19 protein-coding genes are annotated in these 20,513 nt (G+C 68.0%); 12 read left to right on the plus strand and 7 right to left on the minus strand.

Translation table 11 applies throughout. The features are described 5' to 3' along the window. The first annotated feature begins 1 nt into the window (after position 1). Both ABT352_RS27585 and ABT352_RS27590 read left to right on the plus strand, forming a co-directional pair. Positions 2-1,783 carry an IucA/IucC family protein gene (locus tag ABT352_RS27585; protein WP_350947843.1) on the plus strand — a complete coding sequence of 594 codons (1,782 nt, stop codon included), beginning with the start codon at positions 2-4 and terminating at the stop codon, positions 1,781-1,783. Continuing rightward, a complete protein-coding gene (locus ABT352_RS27590) occupies positions 1,780-3,594 on the plus strand; it encodes an IucA/IucC family protein (RefSeq protein ID WP_350947844.1) in 1,815 nt (604 codons plus the stop codon). The genes ABT352_RS27585 and ABT352_RS27590 overlap by 4 nt, the downstream gene beginning before the upstream one ends. Positions 3,595-3,650: 56 nt before the next feature. Here the strand turns inward: ABT352_RS27590 and ABT352_RS27595 are convergent, their stop codons facing one another. Then, complete coding sequence (locus tag ABT352_RS27595; protein ID WP_350947845.1) at positions 3,651-6,899, minus strand: penicillin acylase family protein; 3,249 nt, start codon at positions 6,897-6,899, stop codon at positions 3,651-3,653. 501 nt (positions 6,900-7,400) lie between these two features. Between ABT352_RS27595 and ABT352_RS27600 the strand changes: the two genes are divergently transcribed. After that, positions 7,401-8,375: a type IV toxin-antitoxin system AbiEi family antitoxin domain-containing protein gene (locus tag ABT352_RS27600; RefSeq protein WP_350947846.1), complete on the plus strand. Its 975-nt coding sequence runs from the start codon at positions 7,401-7,403 to the stop codon at positions 8,373-8,375. 466 nt (positions 8,376-8,841) lie between these two features. Here the strand turns inward: ABT352_RS27600 and ABT352_RS27605 are convergent, their stop codons facing one another. Beyond that, positions 8,842-9,630 carry an ATP-binding protein gene (locus ABT352_RS27605; protein WP_350947847.1) on the minus strand — a complete coding sequence of 263 codons (789 nt, stop codon included), beginning with the start codon at positions 9,628-9,630 and terminating at the stop codon, positions 8,842-8,844. Next, positions 9,627-10,037 (minus strand): hypothetical protein, encoded by a 411-nt coding sequence (locus ABT352_RS27610; protein WP_350947848.1) that lies wholly within the window; start codon positions 10,035-10,037, stop codon positions 9,627-9,629. Before ABT352_RS27610 ends, ABT352_RS27605 begins: the two co-directional genes overlap by 4 nt. A gap of 365 nt (positions 10,038-10,402) precedes the next feature. Here ABT352_RS27610 and ABT352_RS27615 point away from each other — a divergent pair, with 365 nt between their 5' ends. The 8 genes from ABT352_RS27615 (at position 10,403) to ABT352_RS27650 (ending at position 15,667) form a co-directional block, all read left to right on the plus strand. Then, on the plus strand, positions 10,403-11,248 hold the full coding sequence (locus ABT352_RS27615) for a helix-turn-helix domain-containing protein (RefSeq protein ID WP_350947849.1): 846 nt from the start codon (positions 10,403-10,405) through the stop codon (positions 11,246-11,248). Positions 11,249-11,256: 8 nt separating this feature from the next. Further along, on the plus strand, positions 11,257-11,466 hold the full coding sequence (locus tag ABT352_RS27620) for a DUF397 domain-containing protein (RefSeq protein ID WP_350947850.1): 210 nt from the start codon (positions 11,257-11,259) through the stop codon (positions 11,464-11,466). A 175-nt stretch (positions 11,467-11,641) separates the two neighbouring features. After that, positions 11,642-11,884 (plus strand): hypothetical protein, encoded by a 243-nt coding sequence (locus ABT352_RS27625; protein ID WP_350947851.1) that lies wholly within the window; start codon positions 11,642-11,644, stop codon positions 11,882-11,884. Beyond that, a complete protein-coding gene (locus tag ABT352_RS27630) occupies positions 11,859-12,371 on the plus strand; it encodes a DUF6879 family protein (RefSeq protein ID WP_350947852.1) in 513 nt (170 codons plus the stop codon). Before ABT352_RS27625 ends, ABT352_RS27630 begins: the two co-directional genes overlap by 26 nt. 13 nt (positions 12,372-12,384) lie before the next feature. Further along, positions 12,385-13,233, plus strand: coding sequence for a DUF5753 domain-containing protein (locus ABT352_RS27635; protein WP_350947853.1), 849 nt, complete (start codon positions 12,385-12,387; stop codon positions 13,231-13,233). Positions 13,234-13,363: 130 nt separating this feature from the next. After that, positions 13,364-13,825 (plus strand): glycine-rich domain-containing protein, encoded by a 462-nt coding sequence (locus tag ABT352_RS27640; protein WP_350947854.1) that lies wholly within the window; start codon positions 13,364-13,366, stop codon positions 13,823-13,825. A 37-nt stretch (positions 13,826-13,862) separates the two neighbouring features. After that, positions 13,863-14,753, plus strand: coding sequence for a phosphotransferase (locus ABT352_RS27645; RefSeq protein ID WP_350947855.1), 891 nt, complete (start codon positions 13,863-13,865; stop codon positions 14,751-14,753). A gap of 110 nt (positions 14,754-14,863) precedes the next feature. Next, positions 14,864-15,667: an SAM-dependent methyltransferase gene (locus tag ABT352_RS27650; protein WP_350947856.1), complete on the plus strand. Its 804-nt coding sequence runs from the start codon at positions 14,864-14,866 to the stop codon at positions 15,665-15,667. A 96-nt stretch (positions 15,668-15,763) separates the two neighbouring features. Here ABT352_RS27650 and ABT352_RS27655 read toward each other — a convergent pair whose 3' ends face one another. Together ABT352_RS27655 and ABT352_RS27660 are read right to left on the minus strand one after the other, a co-directional pair. Beyond that, on the minus strand, positions 15,764-17,089 hold the full coding sequence (locus ABT352_RS27655; RefSeq protein WP_350947857.1) for a phytase: 1,326 nt from the start codon (positions 17,087-17,089) through the stop codon (positions 15,764-15,766). 289 nt (positions 17,090-17,378) lie between these two features. Beyond that, the gene (locus ABT352_RS27660; protein ID WP_350947858.1) at positions 17,379-18,302 is read right to left on the minus strand and encodes an AraC family transcriptional regulator; all 924 of its coding nucleotides are present in this window, start codon (positions 18,300-18,302) and stop codon (positions 17,379-17,381) included. Positions 18,303-18,382: 80 nt separating this feature from the next. Here ABT352_RS27660 and ABT352_RS27665 point away from each other — a divergent pair, with 80 nt between their 5' ends. Then, positions 18,383-18,967, plus strand: coding sequence for an NADPH-dependent FMN reductase (locus ABT352_RS27665; RefSeq protein ID WP_350947859.1), 585 nt, complete (start codon positions 18,383-18,385; stop codon positions 18,965-18,967). Positions 18,968-19,012: 45 nt separating this feature from the next. On the opposite strand, the gene ABT352_RS27670 is transcribed toward ABT352_RS27665, so the two are convergent. Together ABT352_RS27670 and ABT352_RS27675 are read right to left on the minus strand one after the other, a co-directional pair. Further along, the gene (locus tag ABT352_RS27670; protein WP_350947860.1) at positions 19,013-20,206 is read right to left on the minus strand and encodes a cytochrome P450; all 1,194 of its coding nucleotides are present in this window, start codon (positions 20,204-20,206) and stop codon (positions 19,013-19,015) included. A gap of 69 nt (positions 20,207-20,275) precedes the next feature. Then, positions 20,276-20,491 (minus strand): hypothetical protein, encoded by a 216-nt coding sequence (locus tag ABT352_RS27675; RefSeq protein ID WP_350947861.1) that lies wholly within the window; start codon positions 20,489-20,491, stop codon positions 20,276-20,278. Between the last annotated feature and the right edge of the window lie 22 nt (positions 20,492-20,513).

A 20,513-nucleotide genomic window follows, 5' to 3' on the forward strand; every position in this document is an offset into this window, starting at 1 on the left:
GGTGAACCGGGGCGTCGCGAAGGCCCGCGCGGTCGGCGGAGGTTCCGGGAGCGAACGGGAACGATACCTCGCAACCCGGGTGCTGAACGCGCTCCTGCGCGAGGACTACGGCGGTCTGGCCGCGCGGGTGACCCGCGACAAGACCGGTGTCGCGCTGCTCCTGCCGGGGGGCAGGCGGGTGCGGTTGACCCCCGGCTCGCTGTTCCAGGACTTCGTGGTGGCCCCGGAGGAGACACTTCACCTGGAGGAGGTCCTGCGCACCCTGCGAGAGATCTCCTCTCTCGCCGACACCGCCGGGGTGGAGTCGTTCGTCACCGAGTGCCGCGAGGCGCTGCGCGCCCTCGACCTTCACGACGCCCACCGTGAGGACGTACTCGCCCGGCTGGCGGCCACCGCCGTCGCCACGCGTCCCGGCCTCACGCACACGACGGCGAGCGGGAACGGGCGCGACGGCGTGTGGTACGAGACGCTCGCCGCGTTCCTCGATCACCCCGTCTACCCGACGGCCCGGTCCCGGAGCGGCCTGTCCGACGAGGACCTGACCGCGTACGCGCCGGAGTTCGCGCCCGCCTTCGAGCTGCGCTGGGCGGCGGTGCCGCGAGAGCGGCTCGTCGGGACGGAGCCCCCGGTGGCGCCCGGGTTCGCCGCCGTCGGCCTGGCCGGGGATCTCGCGCGGACTCACGTGCTGTTCCCCGTACACCCGCTCACGGTCCCCGCGGTCGAGGAGATCCCGTGGGCGATCATGGCTCCGTCGGCGTACCTGGAGGTCAGGCCCACGCTCTCGATGCGGACGGTCGAGATCGTCCCCGGCACGCACCTGAAGCTGCCGCTCACCACCAGCACCCTCGGGCTGCGCAACCGCAGGTCAATCAAGCCGGACACGCTGGCCGACGGGGCGCGGGCCGAGTTGCTTCTGCGGGCCATGCCCGATCCCGAGGTGCTTCTCGCCGACGAGCAGACGTACGGGCACGCCGGGCACGAATACCTGGGCTGGCTGCTGCGCCGTCATCCCGCCGGGGAGGTCGTCCCGGTCGCGGCGCTGCCCGCGCCGCTGCCCGGAGGCGGCCTGGTCGTCGAAGAGCTCGCCGGGCGGTGGTTCGACGGGGACGTCACCCGGCTGCTCGGCCGATACCTGCGGGTGCTGTTCCGCTTCCACGTGCGGCTCTTCGTCAGGTACGGCACGGCGCTGGAGGCCCACCAGCAGAACCTCGCGCTGGTGTTCGGCGCCGAGACCGCGAGCGGGAACGCCCCCGGGGGCGACATCGCGGGTGACGGGGGCGCGGGTGTCAGGGGGGCGGGTGACGGAACAGCGGCCGACGGTGTCCTGCGGCTGCTCGTCAAGGACAACGACGGCCTGCTGACCTCACCGGACAGGCTGCGGTCCGCCGGGCTCGCGGTGCCGGACCTCACCGACGCGCGGATGTTCACCGACGACCCGCACGCGCTCGCCGACGTGTTCGTGACCATCACCCTGCACCTGGCCGCGGCGGCCGTGACGTTCGGAGCGCTGCCCCCGCCGAGGGCCTTCGAGCTGGTCCGCGACACGCTCACCGAGGCGCTCGACGAGTACGGAGAGGATCCGATGGCCCGGCTGCTGCGGGCCAGGACCCTCGACGCCGACCGGCTCGTCGGCAAGTCGATGATCACCGCCGGGACCCTGGTGGACAAGGCCCGCACCGGCGCGCGGGACGTGAACAAGTTCTACGGCACGAGCGGGCCGAACTATCTCCGCCACCCTCCCCAGCTCCCGCGAACCCCCCAGCTCCCGCGAAGGACGACATGACCAGCCTCGCCCTCGGCGCACCCGCCGCCGTCGCCACCGCCGTCGCCGAGGACGTCTCGCTGGCGGCGCTGCTGCGCTGCTGCGTGAGGGAGATCGCGGGCCCCCGGGGGCAGGTCGGGTACGAGGGGTCGTACGTGCTGCTGCGCGTCGCCGGCACTCGCCTGCGGGTCCGCGCGCACGGCGGGCTCGCGCTGCGCTTCGAGGGGCGGCCCGAGTGGTCGGAGGACGGCTCCTGGCGGCCACTCTCCGTGGACATGCTCGTCCGGCTGGTGGAGACCGAGCTCGGCACCGGGCTCGGCGAGGACAACGACGAGTTCGCCGCCCAGGTCGCCGCGAGCAGGGACGCCATCGCGGCACTGGTCGCGGCCCGGCAGGAGGTGCCGCCGCCCACCGACCCGTGGCTCGCCTCGGAGCAGGCACTGGTCGGCGGGCATCCGTTCCATCCCAGCCCGAAGGCGCGCGGCGGCGCGGACTGGCTGCGATACGCGCCGGAGGCACACGCGAGCTTCCCGTTGCGGCTGCTCGGGGTGAGGGACGACGTGCTGGCCGGGGAGGGTGACACCGGCGTGCTCGACGGGCTCGGCCAGGCGCCGCCCGGCTACTCGCCGCTGCCGGCGCACCCGTGGCAGCTGGAACTGCTCGCGGCGGACCTGGCCGCGCCACTCGCCGACGGCCGCCTGATCGACCTGGGGGAAAGCACCCGGATGGCGGTTCCCACGTCGTCGGTCCGCACGGTCTACGAGCCGCTGATCGACCGGTGCCTGAAGTTCAGCCTGGATGTGCGGATCACCAACTGCGTGCGGAAGAACTCCTGGTACGAGCTGGCGGGCGCGGTCGAGCTGAGCCGTCGCCTCGAACCGGTCTTCCTCGACCTGGCCGCCGCCTTCCCCGGCACCCGCTGGCTGCCCGAGCCCGGCTACCGTTCCGCGAGGCTGGGCACCCGGCTGCTGGAAGGGCTCGGCGTGATCGTCCGGGTCGGCCCGTGGTCGGTGTGCAGGCCGGGGGTGACCCCGCTGCTGAGCGGCGCGCTGGCCGCCGGGTGGCAGGTGGCGGGCGACATGCCGGACACGGTGCGGTCGCCGGTGACCGGAGCGGTGCGAAGCGGCGTACCGGACACGGTTCGGTCGCCCGTCATCGAAGTGGTGCGAAGCGGCGTGCCGGACGTCGCCCGGTGGCGGGCGGCGGGAGCGGTGCCGGGCGTGGCCGGGCCGCCGATGACCGGAACGGTGCCGGGCGGCGTGCCGACGGGCATCGCCGGGGTGTCAGTGGGCATGGCCGGGGTGCCGACGGCCGATCCGGTGCGCTGGTGGCGGGCGTACGTGGAGTGCGTGGCGCCGCCGGTGCTCGACGCCTACGTGAGTCACGGCGTGGTGCTGGAACCCCACCTGCAGAACGTCCTGATCGGTGTGGACGCGGACGGACTGCCCGTGGAGGCCGTCTTCCGCGACCTGGAGGGCACGAAACTCGTCGCCGGACGGCACGACCTGTCCGGGGTGCCCGACCGGGTCGCCGAGGCGCTCGCCTACGACGCGGCCTCCGGCTGGAACCGGGTGGTCTACTGCCTGATGGTCAACCACCTCGCCGAGATCGCCGCCTCCCTCGCGGGGACCGGGTCCACCCGGGAGCTGTGGGCGGTGGCGGGAGACGTCCTCGCGAAGTACGCGGCGTCGCGCGGGTGGCCCCGGCCGCTGTCGGAGCTGCTGTCGGGAGCGCCGCTACCGGCCAAGGCCAACCTGTCGGTCCGGTGGGCGCGCTCGGCGGACCGTTCCGCGGGATACGTGACGGTCGCCAACCCGCTGGCCACGACCTGAGACGGTCGCCGCCGTCCTCCCGGCGGCGACCGTCACCTCTTCACGTCAAGTGTTCGTCACCGGGGATATACCTCCAGCTCGTAGAGGGAGTAACCGTACGACGTCCCCCGCTTGACGCCCTGCATGCGGACGTACCGGGCGGTGGTCGGGGTGAATCTCACGTTGTCCACGCCCCCGTTTCCCGTGGTGGTGGAGTAGACGGTGGTCCAGGTGGAGCCGTTGGTCGAGGTCTGGATCGAGTAGGCGGCCCCGTAGGCCGCCTCCCAGCGCAGCAGCGCCCTGGCCACGGTCGTGGCCGACCCGAGGTCGACCTGGAGATACTGGTTGTCGCTGGACGAGCTCGACCACCGGGTGGTCGGGTCGCCGTCGACGGCCCTGCTCGCCGGGTAGAAGAGCTGGGTGCTCGACGCCGAGGCGCTCCTCCCCTCCGCCAGGTTGTCGATCGCGTCGCCCCGGTGGGCGGGGAACGACACGACCTGCTGGTAGGTCGGCCGGTTCTGCCAGGAGATCAGCGAGTGCGTGATCCCGCCGAGCGGAGACTGCTCGACGGCGTCGGCGCACCACTGGTCGCCCGCCGCGCACACGTCGTCTCCGGGGTAGGTCGTCGCCGCGGGTTCGGCGAGCGCCGCCGCCAGGCTCTCCAGCAGGACGGTGCGGCAGCCCGCCACCGTGCCGTTCCCGCAGTACTTGGCGGGCAGCGGTCCGGAGACCGCATCGCCGAGCACACTCCTGACGTCCTTGCTCACGTAACCCCACCAGCCGTACTGGAACGCCGAACCCTTGTGCGCCTGGGCCTCGTTCGCCGAGGTGGGCAGGGTGGACAGGTCGCCCTGCTGGTGTCCGGAGGGTGACTCGTTGATCTGGATCGCGTTCACCATCGACTGGTAGAGGCCGTCACCCAGACCCGGCCTGAACTGCGCGCGGACGAGCTTGGGCCACCAGGCGTCGAACGCGCGGATCGCGTCGGCGTGGGCGTAGGACTTGCCGCCCTGCGAGGTCTCCAGCCTGCGAGATCCCGCCGACGTCCAGGCCGACAGCTTGGAGACGGCCGAGGCGAGGGCCGGGTCGGTCACGGCCGCACTGTTGATCACCCGGAGCAGGTCGGGCAGGACCCTCTTCCCGCGCAGGTCGGTCACACCGGCCTCAGCCATGATCTTCGTGGTGCCTGCCCGGTCGAGCCTGCCGCTTCCCGACAGGGCGGCCTTGATCGGGGCGTCCAGCAGGTCGGCCCGGTGAATCGGCCCGAAGCTGAAGTTTCCGTCCGCGGCGCCGTAGTCCTTGGCCTGCTTGTTGTTCCAGCTGACGAAGTAGTCCTGGTTCACCGCTTGGGGGTGGGTGGCGGGAGCGGTGTAGGTCGCGCTGTTGGTGGCCGGGTCGAAGCCCGCCCACTCGTGTGCCGCGTCGGCCGTCATCGGCAGGTTCGGGTCGGACACCGCGGACCTGACCGGGGTGTTGCCCGACATGAAGTACGCCGCGTCCTTGGAGTTGACGTAGAACCAGTTGAACGCGAAGCCGATCGTCGAGGCCGAGTTCGCGAACGCCGCCGCGTCACCCATCTGGGCCGGGTCGTTGAACATCTGGAAGCCGATCGCCGAGTCGACCTCGTGCTGGTACGTCGACCGCAGCGCGGTGAAGGCGGTGGGCTGCCCGCCGACGGTACCGCGCCAGCTCACCAGCCCGTACTTCGTGCGCTGGATGACGAGGTCGTACGAGCCCTTGGCGGTGGAGTCGGCGACGGTGGGCTTCCACGAGTTGGTCTTCCTCAGCGTCTCCATCTCCGTGCAGACGCCCCGGTAGAGGTAGTGGTTGGACGCGGTGGTGGGCGCGCCGCCGCCGGGCTCGCAGAGCTGGAGGGCGTACGTGTCGGTGATGTCCTGGCCGCTGGAGGTCGCGCTCCAGGCGTAGTCGGTGCCCCTGCCGAGCAGCACGTAGAGGTTGAGCCCGGCGAAGGCGGCGCCGCGCGAGCGGATGCCCGGCCCGGAGAGCTCCTGCAGCATGAGCAGCTGGGGGGCGAAGTAACCCGTCTGCGGGCCGAACACCGCGATCGGGTTCCCGGTCGCCGACTTCGCCGCCGAGACCACCACGGCGTTCGACATTCCAGGCTTGGAATTGTCGACGAGCAGGCCGTCGAGCACGCCCTTCTGCGCCGTCGCCGCCGCAGAGGTGGCGGAGCCGGTCTCGTTCGCGGTGATGTCCACGGGCGCCGTCGACGGGTCGGGCAGGACGACCCCGGTGGCTCCGGCGGGCGCGGCGCCGGACGGGAAGCTCTGGCCGTTGTGCAGGGTGAGCGTCGCCTCCGGGTCGTTCTGCGCGCGGAACGCCGCCCAGACCTGGTCCCCGACCGCCGTACCGTACTTGGCTCGGGCGGCGACCCGCACGAGCGCGGACTGCATCTCCGCACCGCCGCCACCGCCGAACAGCCCGCCGATCACGCCGGAGATCGCCACCAGGTCGGTCATGGTGAACTTCACCGGGCCGCCCGCGTTGGTGATCGCGTCGAGGTGCCCGGTCAGTACGTACTCGCCGGGACAGTTCCTGTCCGCCATGCAGCGGTCGATGTAGGCGTTGACACCGGCGATGTAGTGCTGCACGTCGGTGTAGAGCTGCGCGCCCCGGGGGCCGGAGTCCCTCAGCCTGGTGATCTGCGCCTGGAGGTCCGCCTCGGTGTAGGGGGCGTTGCGCCAGGCGCTCTGCTCCAGCGCCCGGTTGCCCGGCGCGCCACCGGCGAACGGCGTGAGCTCACCGCGGCCCACGTGCCGCATCAGGTCCATCACCCACAGGCGGTCCTGCGCGCCCGCGTACCCGGCGCCGAACATCGTGCCCTCGCGGGTCGTCCCGGTGATGTGCGGGGTCCCGGTCGCCTTGTCGCGAACGATCGTCACGTCCGAACGGGGGCTCGTGGTGCTCTCCACCTGTCCGGCGGGGACGCCGAACGAGGCGTCGTTGAAGAAGTCGGCGATCTGGTCGTTGGTGAGGCCGGTGTAGCCGGACAGGAGGTTCGCGTACTTGCCGAGCTGGTCGTCGCTGTGCTTCGGCTTGGTGCCCAGGGCCTGGTGGGCGAGGATCCCGGCGAGGGTGGCGTTGCCGTTCTGCCCCGGAGGCAGGATGTCGGCGCACTCTCCGAGGCAGTAGTCGTCGGGAGGGAGGACGGCCGCGGTCGCGGCTCCGGCTGTGTTGCCGGCCGTGTTGCCGGTCGTGGACGAGGTCGTGGAGGCGGCGGCCGCGGGCACGAGGGGGGATGCCAGCGTGAGGACCAGGAGGAGCCCGGAGGCCGCCGTGGTCATCCGCCGGAGGCGTGCATGCATAGGAGGATCCCCTAAACATGAGGCGTACTCGGATGTTGAGAGGAACATACGTTCCGGCCAACACCGAATCAATGGCCGCTGTGATAGTGATTCGCCTAGATTCATGACTCGGGGTCAACCTGGCAGTTTGCCCTGGAAGCCTCGCCTCCGCCGGGGAGCCGCACCGCCCGGCACTGCCCGTCTCCACGTTTCCGCACTTCACCGGCGTTTTTCCGAACACACCTGCGCCGGATCACAGAGGGCCGCGTCGTGAGACGTATTCAGCCGCCGCCCGACGCTGGGCGATCAAGCACGTCTCGTACGTCGAGTCCGGCCAAGAAACCTCCCGACCCGGAAACCAATGACCGACGCCCCTCGGCCACTTCGCCTCCGACACGCCAACCCTCGATCGCACTGAAGATTTTTACCCTGTGATGCAGCGATGGTTACATCAGGGTGTAACCATCGCTGCATCACAGGTGTAACCTTTGCTGCATGAGACGGGATCGGGCGCTCAGGACGGTGGGTGAGCTGACTGCTGATCAGTGGGGTCTGGTAACAGCGGCTCAGGCCAAAACCGCAGGTCTCAGCGCTGTGGATCTACTGCGACTGGTTGACGCCGGTTTCCTGGAAAGCGTCGGCCACGGCGTCTACCTCATCACGAGCGCGGTACAGCCTGAACATCTGGACATCAAGGTCGCCTGGCTGCGACTTGAGCCCAGGCAGCCGGCATGGCGACGCCACAGCATTGAGACGTACGGAGGAGTGATCTCCCATGCCTCGGCCTGCGAGCTCCATCAACTCGGGGATCTCCCGACGTCGGTGGTGGAGATCTCGGCACCTCGCCGCCGCACCACCCGCGAACAGGGAGTACGCATACATCGCGCCGACTTCGAACCGGCCGATGTCGTACTGGTCGACGGACTGCCGGTCACCACGGCCGAGCGAACCGTGGTCGACCTACTGACCGCACATGTGGATGGCGCGCATATCGGCGGAGTGATCGCCGACGCCGATCGGCGCGGCCTGACAAACCGTGATTCTCTCGCTCGACGGGTTGAACGGTTCACGGCCTCCTATGGACTGCCTCGCACCGCCTCGGGACGGCAACTACTGGAATACCTGGTGGAGCAGTCCGGCGCGGAGATGCCCATCGAGAAAGCCGCACGACTCAGGCAAGAGGGCATCGCCCAAGGTTTCATCTCCGCACTCGCACTGCTTTCTGAAAGTGAAAACGAACGAGCGGATCGGATCGGATCCGAACGCCCCAACCTTCAACTCTCCAAAGTGCAGACTCAAGCCATCTCGTCACTGGCCGAACAAATAGCACGCTATTTCGGATCACCACCAATAGCCAATCATCAGATTTACAAAACTTCCCGAACCGCCGCTCACCGCTCTCCCGCCACGAAAACGAAGGCAGCCAGTTCTAACCGTTTTAAACAAAGATCGACTACGGGCAGCAGCGACGACTCACCTTCCGGAGATTCCCGGTGAGTGATCTCTACACCACCCCCCGAGCCGTTGAGATGGCCATGAAAAAACGCCTAGGAGCTCTTGCCAAACAGCATGGACTCAATCCCGCCCTGATCTTCCGTAGCTTCTACTTCAGTCGCTTGTGAAGTCCATCGCCGCACCGGGATGGGGACGGATTTGACTTTGCCGGATCGATTTACCGTACCCGATTCCTCCTGGATCAAGGGCTATCCCACCGCCGCGGCCGAGGTCGTTGGACTCAGGGGGGGCCTTTCCTTGGTTGATGCTCAGGTAGCCGCAGACAGGTTCATCACTCCCATACTTGCCGGCACGTCCGTGGGGCGGTGGAATCCTCGTTCGGCAGTATGGTCGATGGCTGATTGAGTGGTGTTTCAAGCGCAAGCCGACCTGGTGGCAAGGCCGGGCAGTGCGCCATCTCCCGGATCTGCGAGCCGAAGCACGCAGAGGGCGGCCGATTCCGCCCCCATCAGGGCAGCCGGTCACTCCTGTGGGACACCACCGCGCGCACCCCGGCAGGCGTCGAGCCCGCGCAGTCGACGGCGTGGGACGGGTCGGACTCCACGTGGGAGATTCCCCAGGCGGCCCAGACCGTCTTGCCGATTCCGCCCCTCACCGGGACCACACCCCACCGGTCGGCCAGCACCTCCACGATCGCGAGCCCTCGCCCGTGCGAGGCGTCCTCGCCCAGGCTGAGCCTGCGGGGCCGCTCGGAGCCGTGATCGGTGACCCGTACGCAGACTCCCCGGGCCGTGCTCCACAGCGACAGCCGGATCGGCTCCTCCCCGTACACCGTGGCGTTCGCCACCAGCTCGCCGACCACCAGGACCACGTCGTCGACGAACTCCGGAGCCAGGTCCCAACGAGTGAAGACGTCACGCGTCATCCGGCGGGCCTCGGAGACGGTCTCCGGGTCACGGGGAATGTCCCAGCAGACGGTCCGGAGTCCGTCGGGGGTGCCTGCGACCATCAGATCTCCTTGCCCGTGCCGGTAGGTTTCCGCCTGCTCGTGAACTTCCGCTTCGGTCTCTTCCGCCTCGCGCATCAGCGCGCACAGCTCCTCGGCCGTGCCCGCCTGCACGACCAGCGGCTCGCCTCCCACCGCGATCGCGTAGAACCGGCGCCCGGCCACCCCGTACATGACCAGCCAGCCCGTCTCGGCCCGATCCAGCCGGTCCGCGACCTCCCGCTGCTCGCGGTCCCAGCGCCGTGGACCTCTCTGGTCGACGGGCTCGCCCCGCCGATGCCGCCCGCTCACGCCGCTCTTCCCTGCCGCAGCATGCCCGGGTACGGTCTCCGCCCGCTCATGGCGAGCTCGTCCGGTGGCCGACCTCGCCCGTACGGCGCGAACGACCCCGCACCCACCGGCTCCACGGGCCGGGTGTGACGTCCCTGACCGGGAAACGGCCGCGCCTCCCCCGCCGGACGCACCTCCGCCGAGGCGGACAGGCACCCCGCGAACCCCAGCCGCCACCACTCCGCCAGCCGCGCCCGGAACTGCGCGGGAGTCGGCCGCTCGTAGGCATGCGCCTGCCGGTGCGGCAGGCACCGGTCGTCGTGCGCGTACGGCGAGTGCCCACACCACCGACACCCCAACGGCGCGGGCGGCCGGTCACCACTGAAACGCATCCGGATGACCTTGATCGCTCTTGTAAAGTCGACCATGGGATCGGACCTCCTACGTCCGGTTCAAGAGGCCGTCACGGTGTTGCTGCACCGTGACGGCCTCGACTCGTTTTTCGGGTCTTCCAGGGAAAAAGGAATCGCGTTTTGGCGGCTACCTGGAGCAGGCGGAGGAGCTGCGACCGACAGCAGGTAGCGCAAATCATCAAACAGAGTGCAATCTGGACATGCGCGTGCAGAAATTTAGGACAATAACCCTCATTGCCACATTGAGCTCGCCGTCCAGCCTCGAACCCATTAGCATGCTGACACAGCGATACGAGGATCACAATGCGTAGATAAAATCAAGATGAATTGTCTGGTTTATTCCAGAGGACCATCGCCGCAGTTCACGGAGGAGGCTCAAAATGACGAGCAACAGCCCCACGGTCAAACGTCGGAAACTCTCCCAAACGCTCCGACAACTCCGCAAAGAAGCCGGGTTCTCGGTGACCGAGGCGGGCAGACGGCTGGAGTGGGACGCGTCAAAGGTGTCCAGAATGGAGCGCAACGAGTGGCGACTCCCAAGCGTCCACGACATTCGTCTACTGCTCGACCTGTACGGCGTCACCGACGAGGACCGGCGCGAGGCATTGATCACTCTCGCCCGGGAGTCTCGTCAGCGCGGTTGGTGGGAGAAGTACCAGGACGTCTTCCGCGGCAGCCTGCCTGACTTTGAGGCAGGTGCAAGTTCCATCCGCACCTGGGAAATTGTGCTGATCCCAGGTCTTCTCCAGACGGAGGGGTATGTAAGAGCACTGTGGCGAGCCGCTCGAACTCTCGATGAGACGCTCGTCGAGCGACACGTCCAGGCGAGGCTCATGCGTCAGGAGATCCTTTTCCGGGATAACCCGCCAACTCTGCTGGCACTCATCGATGAGGCCGCGCTGCGCAAGTCGATCGGTGGCGCCGAGGTGATGCGTGAGCAGATCAACCACCTCATCGAGATGGCCGCCAGGCCAAACATCACCATCCGGATCGTTCCCGACTCCGCCGGCGCGCATCCAGCCCTGGAGGGCTCATTCGTCATTCTTGACTTCCCCAGCGACCCGAGCCTCATCTACACCGTGACCGCGACGGAAAGCCTCTGGCTTGAACAGCCATTGGAATATCAGCGATACACCATTATTTTGGACTATGTGATGGGATTAGCTCTATCTCCGGACGAGTCGGTTCGGCACATGACGAAGATCGTGGAGCAACTCAAGGGATAGGTGCGAAAATGGACAAGAGCCTCTCGAATCTCACCTGGCGCAAGAGCACCCTCAGCGGAACCAACAACGACAACTGCGTCGAGGTAGCCAACCTCCCCGGCGGCAATCGAGCCGTACGAGACAGCAAAAATCCCAACGGCCCCGTGCTGAAATTCGCCTTCGATGAGTGGCACGCATTCATCGGTGGCGTGAAAAAGGGCCGATTCGACCAGCGGTAACCTGCTCGCTCTCACAGGCCTGGTCAGTGTCGTGATCGCGATCAATGACTCCGACAAGGAGGCTCGCGCGCAAGTCCTCACAAGCTCATTGCCCGTCCAGTAGACCGTTACCTAGCGTCAAACGCGTGCACCTCTGACCGGCATCATCCGTACACCCCCTACGCGGGAGGCCACCGTGGCGCTGCGGTTCATCGGCATCGACCCAGGAAGTGAGCATGGCGGCTGTCCTTCGGTCTGGGTGGACGGCAACGACGGCAGTTTCGTGATCCAAGGTTGGGAAGTAAACGATCCCACCGAACTGGCAGAGGTCGAGACCCGTAGTCCGATCGCGAGCAATGAGAAGATCGTCAGGATTCCCGCCCGGATGAGGGACTTGCTGCTGGAGGCATGTGGTGACGGCGGAACCGACGTTCGATGACCTGTTCGGCGAGTGCCACCGTTCCGCGCTCCATCTGGAGATGCGCGATAACTACGGCGCCTCCAGTCCGGGATTCGTCGCCTGGCGTGACGGTGTCCCTTTCGATCGCACCGACTTCGACGCCCCGTGGGTGACCCTGGTCAGCAGCACGGTCGCCCGGGGCGTGGCCGTACGGCGTGCGCGGATCGTGTCGGAGCCTGTGAGCGACTACATCCGCTACGAACATTCGGCCACTCCATACGCCAACCTCGCCGGAGGCGAGCAGGTGCGCTGGCTTCCTCGGCAGCTGGCATCCGACCTGCCCCTACCCGGCAACGACTTCTGGTTGTTCGATGAGCGGTTGATCCGGTTCGCCTACTTCTCGGGAGACGGCGAACCCGCCGGTCACGCGTTCTGCGACACCCCCGCCGTGATCAAACTCTGCCTGACGGCGTTCGAGGCCGTCTGGGAACGGGGAGTCGACCACGCGATCTATCGGCCAGCCTGACGTACCGTCACGCGTGTCCACATCTCCGTCGTCCAGCGCCCAGCAGGCGCGTCAGGTCATCGCCAACCGTCTCAGAGAGATCCTGCGCGATTCCGGCCTCACCGCCAGGGCACTGGCAGCGGCGGCCGGCTGGGATGAGTCGAAGTGCTCACGCCTCATTCACGCTCGAACCCCGCCAAGCGACGAGGACATCCGTGTCTGGTGCCGCATCTGCGAGGCGGAGAGCGAGGTCAACGATCTGATCGCCGCTTCTCGTGACGCGGACAGCATGTATGTGGAGTGGAAACGGCTCCAGCGCGGCGGTATGAAGCGGCTTCAAGAGGCGCGGGTGTCGCTGTACGAGCAGACCAGGCTGTTTCGCTTCTACAGCTCGCAGTTCATCCCATGGCCTCTTCAGACGCCTGGTTACATGCATAGCGTGCTGTCGTGCTTCGCCGACTTCCATGGAACTCCGGGTGATATCGACGAGGCTGTGGCCACACGACTGGCCCGCCGCCGCCTCCTGAGTGAAGGCGACCATCGGTTCGCCATGCTGGTGGAGGAGTCGGTGCTACGTGACCGAGTGGCGGATGACGACGCACTGGCCGAGCAACTCGGTCACCTGTTGGAAGGCATGTCCCTACCGTCGGTTTCACTGGGGATCATCCCGTTCACCTCGCGCCGAAAACTGTGGACGATGGAGACGTTCTCCATCTATGACGACAAGCGCGTGTTCGTGGAACTGCTGTCGGCGGGCGTGACGGTTACCCAACCCCGCGAGATCGCCCTGTACGTAAAAGGCTTCGGCGAACTGGCATCCGATGCGGTCTACGGGGTCAAAGCACGAGCCTTGATCACGGCCGCGATCCATGCCCTCGGCTGAACCACGCAAGTTCGTACCACTTCGTTGAGTGGCCACGGGACATGCCTGTGTGATTGATGCCTCACCCTAAGTGGACAGCGGCCACCGGTGAGAGCGGATCAACCGGCACCACCGACTGGGAAGGCATGAGATGACCATCACCACCGATCGACCGACCAGCACCCGCCTCCTGATCACTCCCGAGCTGTTCGACCACCTGACCGCGCGCATCAAGATCGACCACCCCGCCCATGCCGATCGGGCTGAGCAGATCATGGAGCAGGCACTCTCCTTCCTGACCGCATGCGGGGCGCGTCCCGGCGCCAGGCTCGCCCCATCCGCCATCGTCGACATCGGCTGGCACACCTTCCTGATGTACACCCGCGAGTACGCCGAGTTCTGTCAGCGGATCGCCGGTCGGTTCATCCACCACACCCCCGACACTCCTGGCATCCCCGCCCCGCCGGAATCCAACGCGGCGACCACCGCCACCGTCATGCGCGAACTGGGCCTGCCCGTCATCCCTGACCTGTGGGCCCACTCCACCACCTGCAGCGGTAGTGGTACCGGCAAGTGCAGCCAATGCCACCAGGGGTGCACCGACAGCAACTGACCCGTCGACAAGGCAGGAGCGGCGTACAGTGCGGCGCGTGATCGGATACAAATGGGAAAACCTTCCCGCAGAGGTTCATGGCGCGGTCGAGGCCACATGCGGGCCTGTCGAGCATGTGACTTCGCTGCGGGGTGGTCTCACCGCCGGATTCGCCGCGCGACTGGACACACACATCGGCCGGGTGTTCGTCAAGGCGATCCCCGACGGGTCGCCGTCCGCGCCGCTCTACCAGCGTGAGCGTCTCGTTGGCGCTGTGCTGCCCGAAGAGGTGCCCGCTCCGCGTACGTTGTGGAGCGGGCATTGCGCAGGGTGGATCACGTTGGTGTTCGAGCACGTCGATGTGGAACGGGCCGTTGACTTCGCACCAGGCTCACCCGACCTGCCCGACGTGCTCGACATCGTCCGCGTGCTAGGCGAGAGGCTTACCCCCAACCCGGGCGCCGCAGTGCCATCCGTCACCGACAACGTGGAGTTTCTGACTCGCCGCGCCGACAGGCTGCTGGCCGATCCACCCGCCGACCTGCGGGAACTGTCCGCCTATCGCACTGCCCGCGCCGGCTTGGACTGGGCTGCGATCGCCGGAGACACACTCCTCCACTCCGACCTGCATGAGGACAACCTCCTCGTCCAGGGAGACGGTGTCCGGCTCATTGATTGGGGGCTCGCCTGTCAGGGTGCCGCCTGGGTGGAAATCGCCCTGCTGATCCCTCGGCTCATCTTGGCCGGCCATACGCCCGAGCAGGCCGAGCAAGCCGCCGAGCAGGTCCCCTCGTGGAAATCCGCACCTGAGGCCGCGGTGACCGGGCTGGCCGCGGTGTGGTCACTATTCCGGGAGTTTGTCGCTCGCAACGGTCCCGAGCACATTCGCGCTTCGCGCGCACAGGCCGCCATGGCGGGCCGCGACTGGGTGAAGCACCGGGTCGGCTGACCAGAGACTGCTCCGCCAAAGACCCACGGCGATGACCTCATCTCGCTGCCAAAACGTGAAAGCCTCTCTAAGATCAAAGCCAGACAAAGGCGGAAGAGTCTGGAGAAACCGTGGATGAGCAGGCTGGGGCGGCCGGGATTGACCCGAACGTACCCAACATCGCCCGGATGTACGACTACTACCTGGACGGCAAGGACAACTTCGCCTCCGACCGGGCCGCGGCCGAGCAGATTCTGAAGATCTTCCCCGAGACACGCGACTCCGCGAAGGAGAACCGGGCGTTCCTCGCCCGTGCCGTACGCCTCCTGGTCGAGGCGGGCGTCCGGCAGATCGTGGACCTGGGCTCCGGGCTTCCCACCAGGGGCAACACGCACGAGATCGCGCACGAGATCGCACCCGACACCCGCGTGGTCTACGTGGACTACGACAGCGTCGTGTGCGCGCACAGCCGGGCGATCCTGGAGAACAGCGACAACGTCACCGTCGTGCAGGCCGACGTGCGTGACCCGGAGACGCTGCTGGCCGAGCTTCGCGAGCACGTTGATTTCGACCAGCCCGTGGCGTTCCTGCTGCTCGCCATCCTGCACTTCATCCCGGACGAGAGCCCCGACGGCGCGGGTGCCTACCAGATCGTCGAGCGGTTGCACGAGGTGAGCGCGCCGGGCAGCCATCTCGTCGTCAGTCACGGCACCGACGCCAAGCCCGACACCACGCCGGAGGCTCTGGAGGTCTACAACCGGGCCACCGCGTCGCTGAGCCTGCGCACGCACGCGGAGATCTCCCGCTTCTTCGACGGCTACGAGCTGCTCGAACCCGGCCTGACGTTCCCCAGGGAGTGGCGCCCGGTCGACGAGCCCCTGTTCGGTGCTCGGAACACCTCGATCGGCTACGTCGGGGTGGGTCGCAAGCCCTGACGCGCCTCGGCGCCGGGAGGGAGCGGCGGGTCGCCCCGACGTTCCCGCCCGGCGCCGTACGAGCCGCTCGTACGGCTCCGAGCGGGTGAAGGCAGGTCAGCGGCGCGGGTTCCAGCTCTTGGTGTCGATGTCCAGGCCGAGGCGCCGGGCGATGTCGTCCCACTTCACGTACTTGAAGTTGGTGTTCTCCCGCACCTCGCCCTCCGAGTCCGACGCTTCGGGGGTGTTGGTGCCGTCGTGCGTGACGAACAGGCCCTTGGGGAACCCACGGCCGAGAGGCACGTTGATCACCATCGCCCCGTCGCTGCCCTGCACGCCGTCGATACGACCGCGCTCGCCGACCTGGAAGGAGCCGAGGTAGGCGTTCCTTCCGCCGCGGTCGTAGACGGCGAAGGTGTTGTCTCCCTGGCTGGAGGCGATCAGGTAACCCTTGCCGCCCTTGCCGTGGTAGACGGTCAGGCCCTCGGCGTCCGCGGTCAGGTTGCGACCGCCGAATCCGGGGTCGGCCCCGGGTACGCACTCGTCGGCGTCGGCGTCGTAGGTGGCGGGTACGCCGTACTCCCGGACGCGGTCGACCAGCACCGGTGAGCCGGTGAGATCACCGTTCATGCGCCAGATGCCGACGTCCTCCTGTGCCGCGTAGAGCGTGCCGGTCCCGGCGTCGACGACCATGCCCTCGATCTGCGGACCCACGCCCGGCTCGTCGCAGGGAGTCCAGCTCCGACCGTTCGGGAGGGTGAAGCGCGAGGGCAGGTCGATGGTCCTGATCTTCGTGTAGCCGACCTTGCCGCCCGGGGCGTCGGTGAGCTTCAGCAGCGCGAGCCGCGTCGTGTGCCGGCGGCTGACCAGGACGTAGGTGCCCGAGTCCCGCTTCCAGGTCGCGAGGCCGTACACGGTCTCGGCCTCGTTCACCTCCGCCTGGGTCTTGTTGAAGACGAACGGCGCGGCGGGGTCGGTGACGTCGGTGAGCACCCGCCGGTCCCTGCCGGTCTTCGCGGGGTCGATCCGGTAGACGCGCAGTTTGTCCGCGCCGCGGTCGGAGGCGACGAAGATGTCCGACCGTCCCGCCGCGGAGGCGTGGCCGTAGACGACGTCCACGTTGTTCAACCGGCCAGGTTCGTCGTCCCGGCCGGGCGCGGCCGGCGCGGGCAGGTGCTGGAGCTGCCTGCCGTCCAGGTCGTAGACGTAGAGCCCGCCCTCCTTCGCGGTGGCGGCGATCACGCTCGCCGCCGGGGAGGTGGGGTGGACCCAGATCGCCGGGTCGTCACCGTTGGCGTTGCCTCCGGCCTCGTCGTCGTAGAGGGCCGGGGTCTCGACCCGGGGTTCGACGGTGGGCAGGTCCTTCGCCGTCGCCGGTAGGGCCACGGTGCCGAGCAGGCAGACCGTCAACGCCGTGGACGTCAGTGTGCTCAAGGGACGCATTGACTTCTCCTGGGAAAGGGGGGTGTCGCGACCTCGATCCTGTGCAGGGAAACGGAACGAACGATGAACCGGACCGGAACTTCCGCTCAAATCAGGATGCCGTTCGCACTTGCCGACAAACTTCGATCTCAGCTTCAAACTCGCTCGGAGTGGGTCGAAAATACTCCCGACCCGCGCGACGTGACGGGTGACGGGATGACCGTCGCGCCCGTTCGGCCACCGGAGACCCACAACGGCGGCGGGCACGCGTCCAGCCGCCTTCCGCCCCGGACGACCCGCCGCGTTCCCGCTAGGCCACCGCGCTCTGGCGGCGATACCGGCCGGGCGCCACGCCGAACTCCCGCTTGAAGGCGTTGCCGAAGGCGAACTCCGACCCGTACCCCACCCGCTCGGCCACCTCCGCCACCGACGCGTCGGAGTCACGCAGCATGCGGGCCGCGCTCATCAGCCGCCACCAGGTCAGGTACGCCAGCGGCGGCTGCCCGACCAGTCCCGTGAAACGGCGGGCGAAGCCGGCGCGCGACAGGCCCGCGTGAGCGCCGAGGGACTCGACCGTCCAGCGGCGGGCGGGGTCGCGGTGGATGGCGTCGAGCGCGCGGCCGACGGCCGGGTCCGCCAGCGCGGCGGCCCAGCCGGACAGGGTGCAGGGCTCGTCCTGCGTCTCGAAGTAGGCCCGCAGGACGTACAACTGCAACATGTCGAGCAGGGACGACACGACGGTGTCCGTGCCCGGGCGGGGGTTGTCGATCTCTCCGGCCAGCAACTCGACGGCGGCCCGCAGCTCCGGATGGCTGCCGAGCGTCGAGGGCAGATGGATCACGCCGGGCAGCGAACCCAGGATCGGGTGGGTCCTGTCGAGGTCGAGCAGGTAACCGCAGGACAGAATGACCGTCTCGGCGCCCGCCCCGCCGAACCCTGCCGAGGCGAACAGCTCGGAGTGCACGCCACAGTCGGACTCGACCAGTGGCCTCGCGGGATCGTCGGCCAACCCGAACGAGTCGCCGTGCGGCAGGAACACCAGGTCGCCCACGCTCAGCGGAACGGGATCGCCCTCCTCGGGGAGCAGCCAGCAGGACCCGCGCAGCACCACCTGGAACCCCGCGGAACCGGGCGACGCGCGGAACGACACCCCCCAGGGCGCACGCCAGGAGACACGGGCGGAGGTGGGGCGTCCACACCGGATGAAGGCCGCGACGTCGCTCAGCAGATCCACGCGGCCAGTCTACGTCCTGAGACGATGGCTTATAAATATTGGACAGCTGCGCATTCATTATCTCAGCCAGCCTCCCTACGGTGGTTTTCACAACCGAGCGAGGGAGCATCGACATGCTGAAGGTGGGCATCATCCTGGGCAGCACCCGCCCCGTCCGCAACGGCGAGGCGGTGGCACACTGGGTCCGCGATCTGGCGGCCAAGCGGGGCGACGCCGAGTACGAACTCGTCGACCTGAAAGACTACGAACTGGGAAATCTGGACGAGCCCGAGCACCCCGCCATGGGCAACTACCAACACGAGCACACCAAGCGCTGGTCGGCCAAGATCTCATCCCTGGACGCGTTCGTGATCGTGACTCCCGAGTACAACAACTCGTTCCCCGGCGGGCTCAAGAACGCCCTCGACTTCCTGTACGCCGAATGGGGCAACAAGGCGGCCGGTTTCGTCGGCTACGGCGTGGACGGCGCGCCCCGGGCGATCGCACACCTACGGCACGTGCTGGGCCTGCTCAGTGTGGCCACCGTGTCGAACCAGGTCGGGCTGTCGATCCACACCGACTTCGTGGACGGCTTCAATCCCGCCTCCGTCCACGAGGACCGGCTGAACGTCGTCCTCGACCAGGTCCTCGCCTGGGGCTCCGCCCTGCGCCCGCTGAGAGGATGAACCGGGACGTCGCCGTCCACGTCTCTCCCGCCTCAGCGGGCCCGCTCAGCCGGCGGAGGTGAGCAGCGGCAGTTTGCGTACGCCGGTCATGTTGGGGCTGGGGATGAACTGCGGCGGCTCGTCCGGGTCGGTGCGCAGGTGCGGGAAGCGGTCGAGCAGGATGTCCAGCGCGACGCGGCCCTCCAGGCGGGCCAGCGGGGCGCCGAGACAGAAGTGGATGCCCCTGCCGAAACCGAGGTGGGGGTTGGGGTCGCGGGTCGGGTCGAAGACGTCGGGGTCGGCGAACTGCCTGGGGTCGCGGTTCGCCGCCGCGATCCACACCATGAGCAGCTGATCGGCGGGCACCTGCTGTCCGCCGATCTCGACGTCGACGTTGGTGACGCGGCCGAGGGCCGCGAACGGGCTGAAGAAGCGCAGGGACTCCTCGATCACGGCGGGGATCGTCGAGCGGTCCGCACGGGCACGGGCGAACCGCTCGGGCTGTTCGTCCAGGCAGAGCACCGTGTTGCCCAGCAGCATGGTGGTGGTGATGTGTCCGGCCAACAGCAGGATGTTGGCGAAGTTCACCACCTCGGCCTGGCTGAGCCGCTCACCGTCCACCTCGGCCTCGACGAGTTGGGTGAGCAGGTCGGCGCGCGGGTGGCGCCTGCGCTCGGTGGCGTGTTCGCCGAGGTAGTCGGTGAGGTGCTTCATCTGCTCCATCGCGACCGCGAGGTTGCGCTCCTGCTCCTCGCTGCGGTTGACCAGGGAGAACCGCTGGGAGTTCTCGAAGATTCTGTCGACCCACTGCTTGAACACGTAGCGGTCGGAGCTGGGCACCCCGAGCAGTTCGGCGATGACGATGACCGGCAGCGGGTAGGCGAGGTCGGCCACCAGCTCCAGCCGGTCCTGCTCGGCCACCGCGTCGAGCAGCTCATTGGTGAGCGCGGCGATGCGCGGTTCGAGGTCGGCGACGATCTTGGGGGTGAAGGCGTGGCTGACGAGCTTGCGAAGCTTGCCGTGCATGGGCGGGTCCAGCTGCGTCAGGCTGCGCTCGGCGGGCCTGGCGATCTCGGGCACCATGCGACTGGTGTCGGACGAGAACGTCTTCGGGTCGCCGAGAATCCGCAGCGCCTCGGGGTAGCCGTAGACGTTCCACATCCCGGTGTCGGCGTCGAAGCTCACCGGCTGGTCGGGCCGCTTTCCGCGTAGCCAGAAGTGCCCCTCGTGCAGGCCCCATGTGTCGGCGATGGTGGTCATGGCGCGCCTTTCCGCTCGGGACGGGTCCAGGATCGAGGACGTGGCCGGCCGGCTCCTCACTCTCGGGTTTCAGGTCGCGCCGAACAGGCGATTCGCGCGCTCCCGATCCGCGTCGGTGATGCCCCCCTGCCACCCGGGACCCCACAGGCGCTCCAGAGCCGCCATGCCGTCCTTGACGCGACGCTGTTCTCGCAGAGCCTCGGCGATGTAGCCGGAGGAGTCGCCGGATCGCCGCGCTTCGTCCGCGAGGTCGTCCGGCAGGGAGGTCGTGATCCGCTTGGCCACATCCACGAGGGTAATTGAGTCA

Origin of the sequence: Streptosporangium sp. NPDC000563 (assembly GCF_040299985.1) — a bacterium.
Taxonomy (GTDB): domain Bacteria; phylum Actinomycetota; class Actinomycetes; order Streptosporangiales; family Streptosporangiaceae; genus Streptosporangium.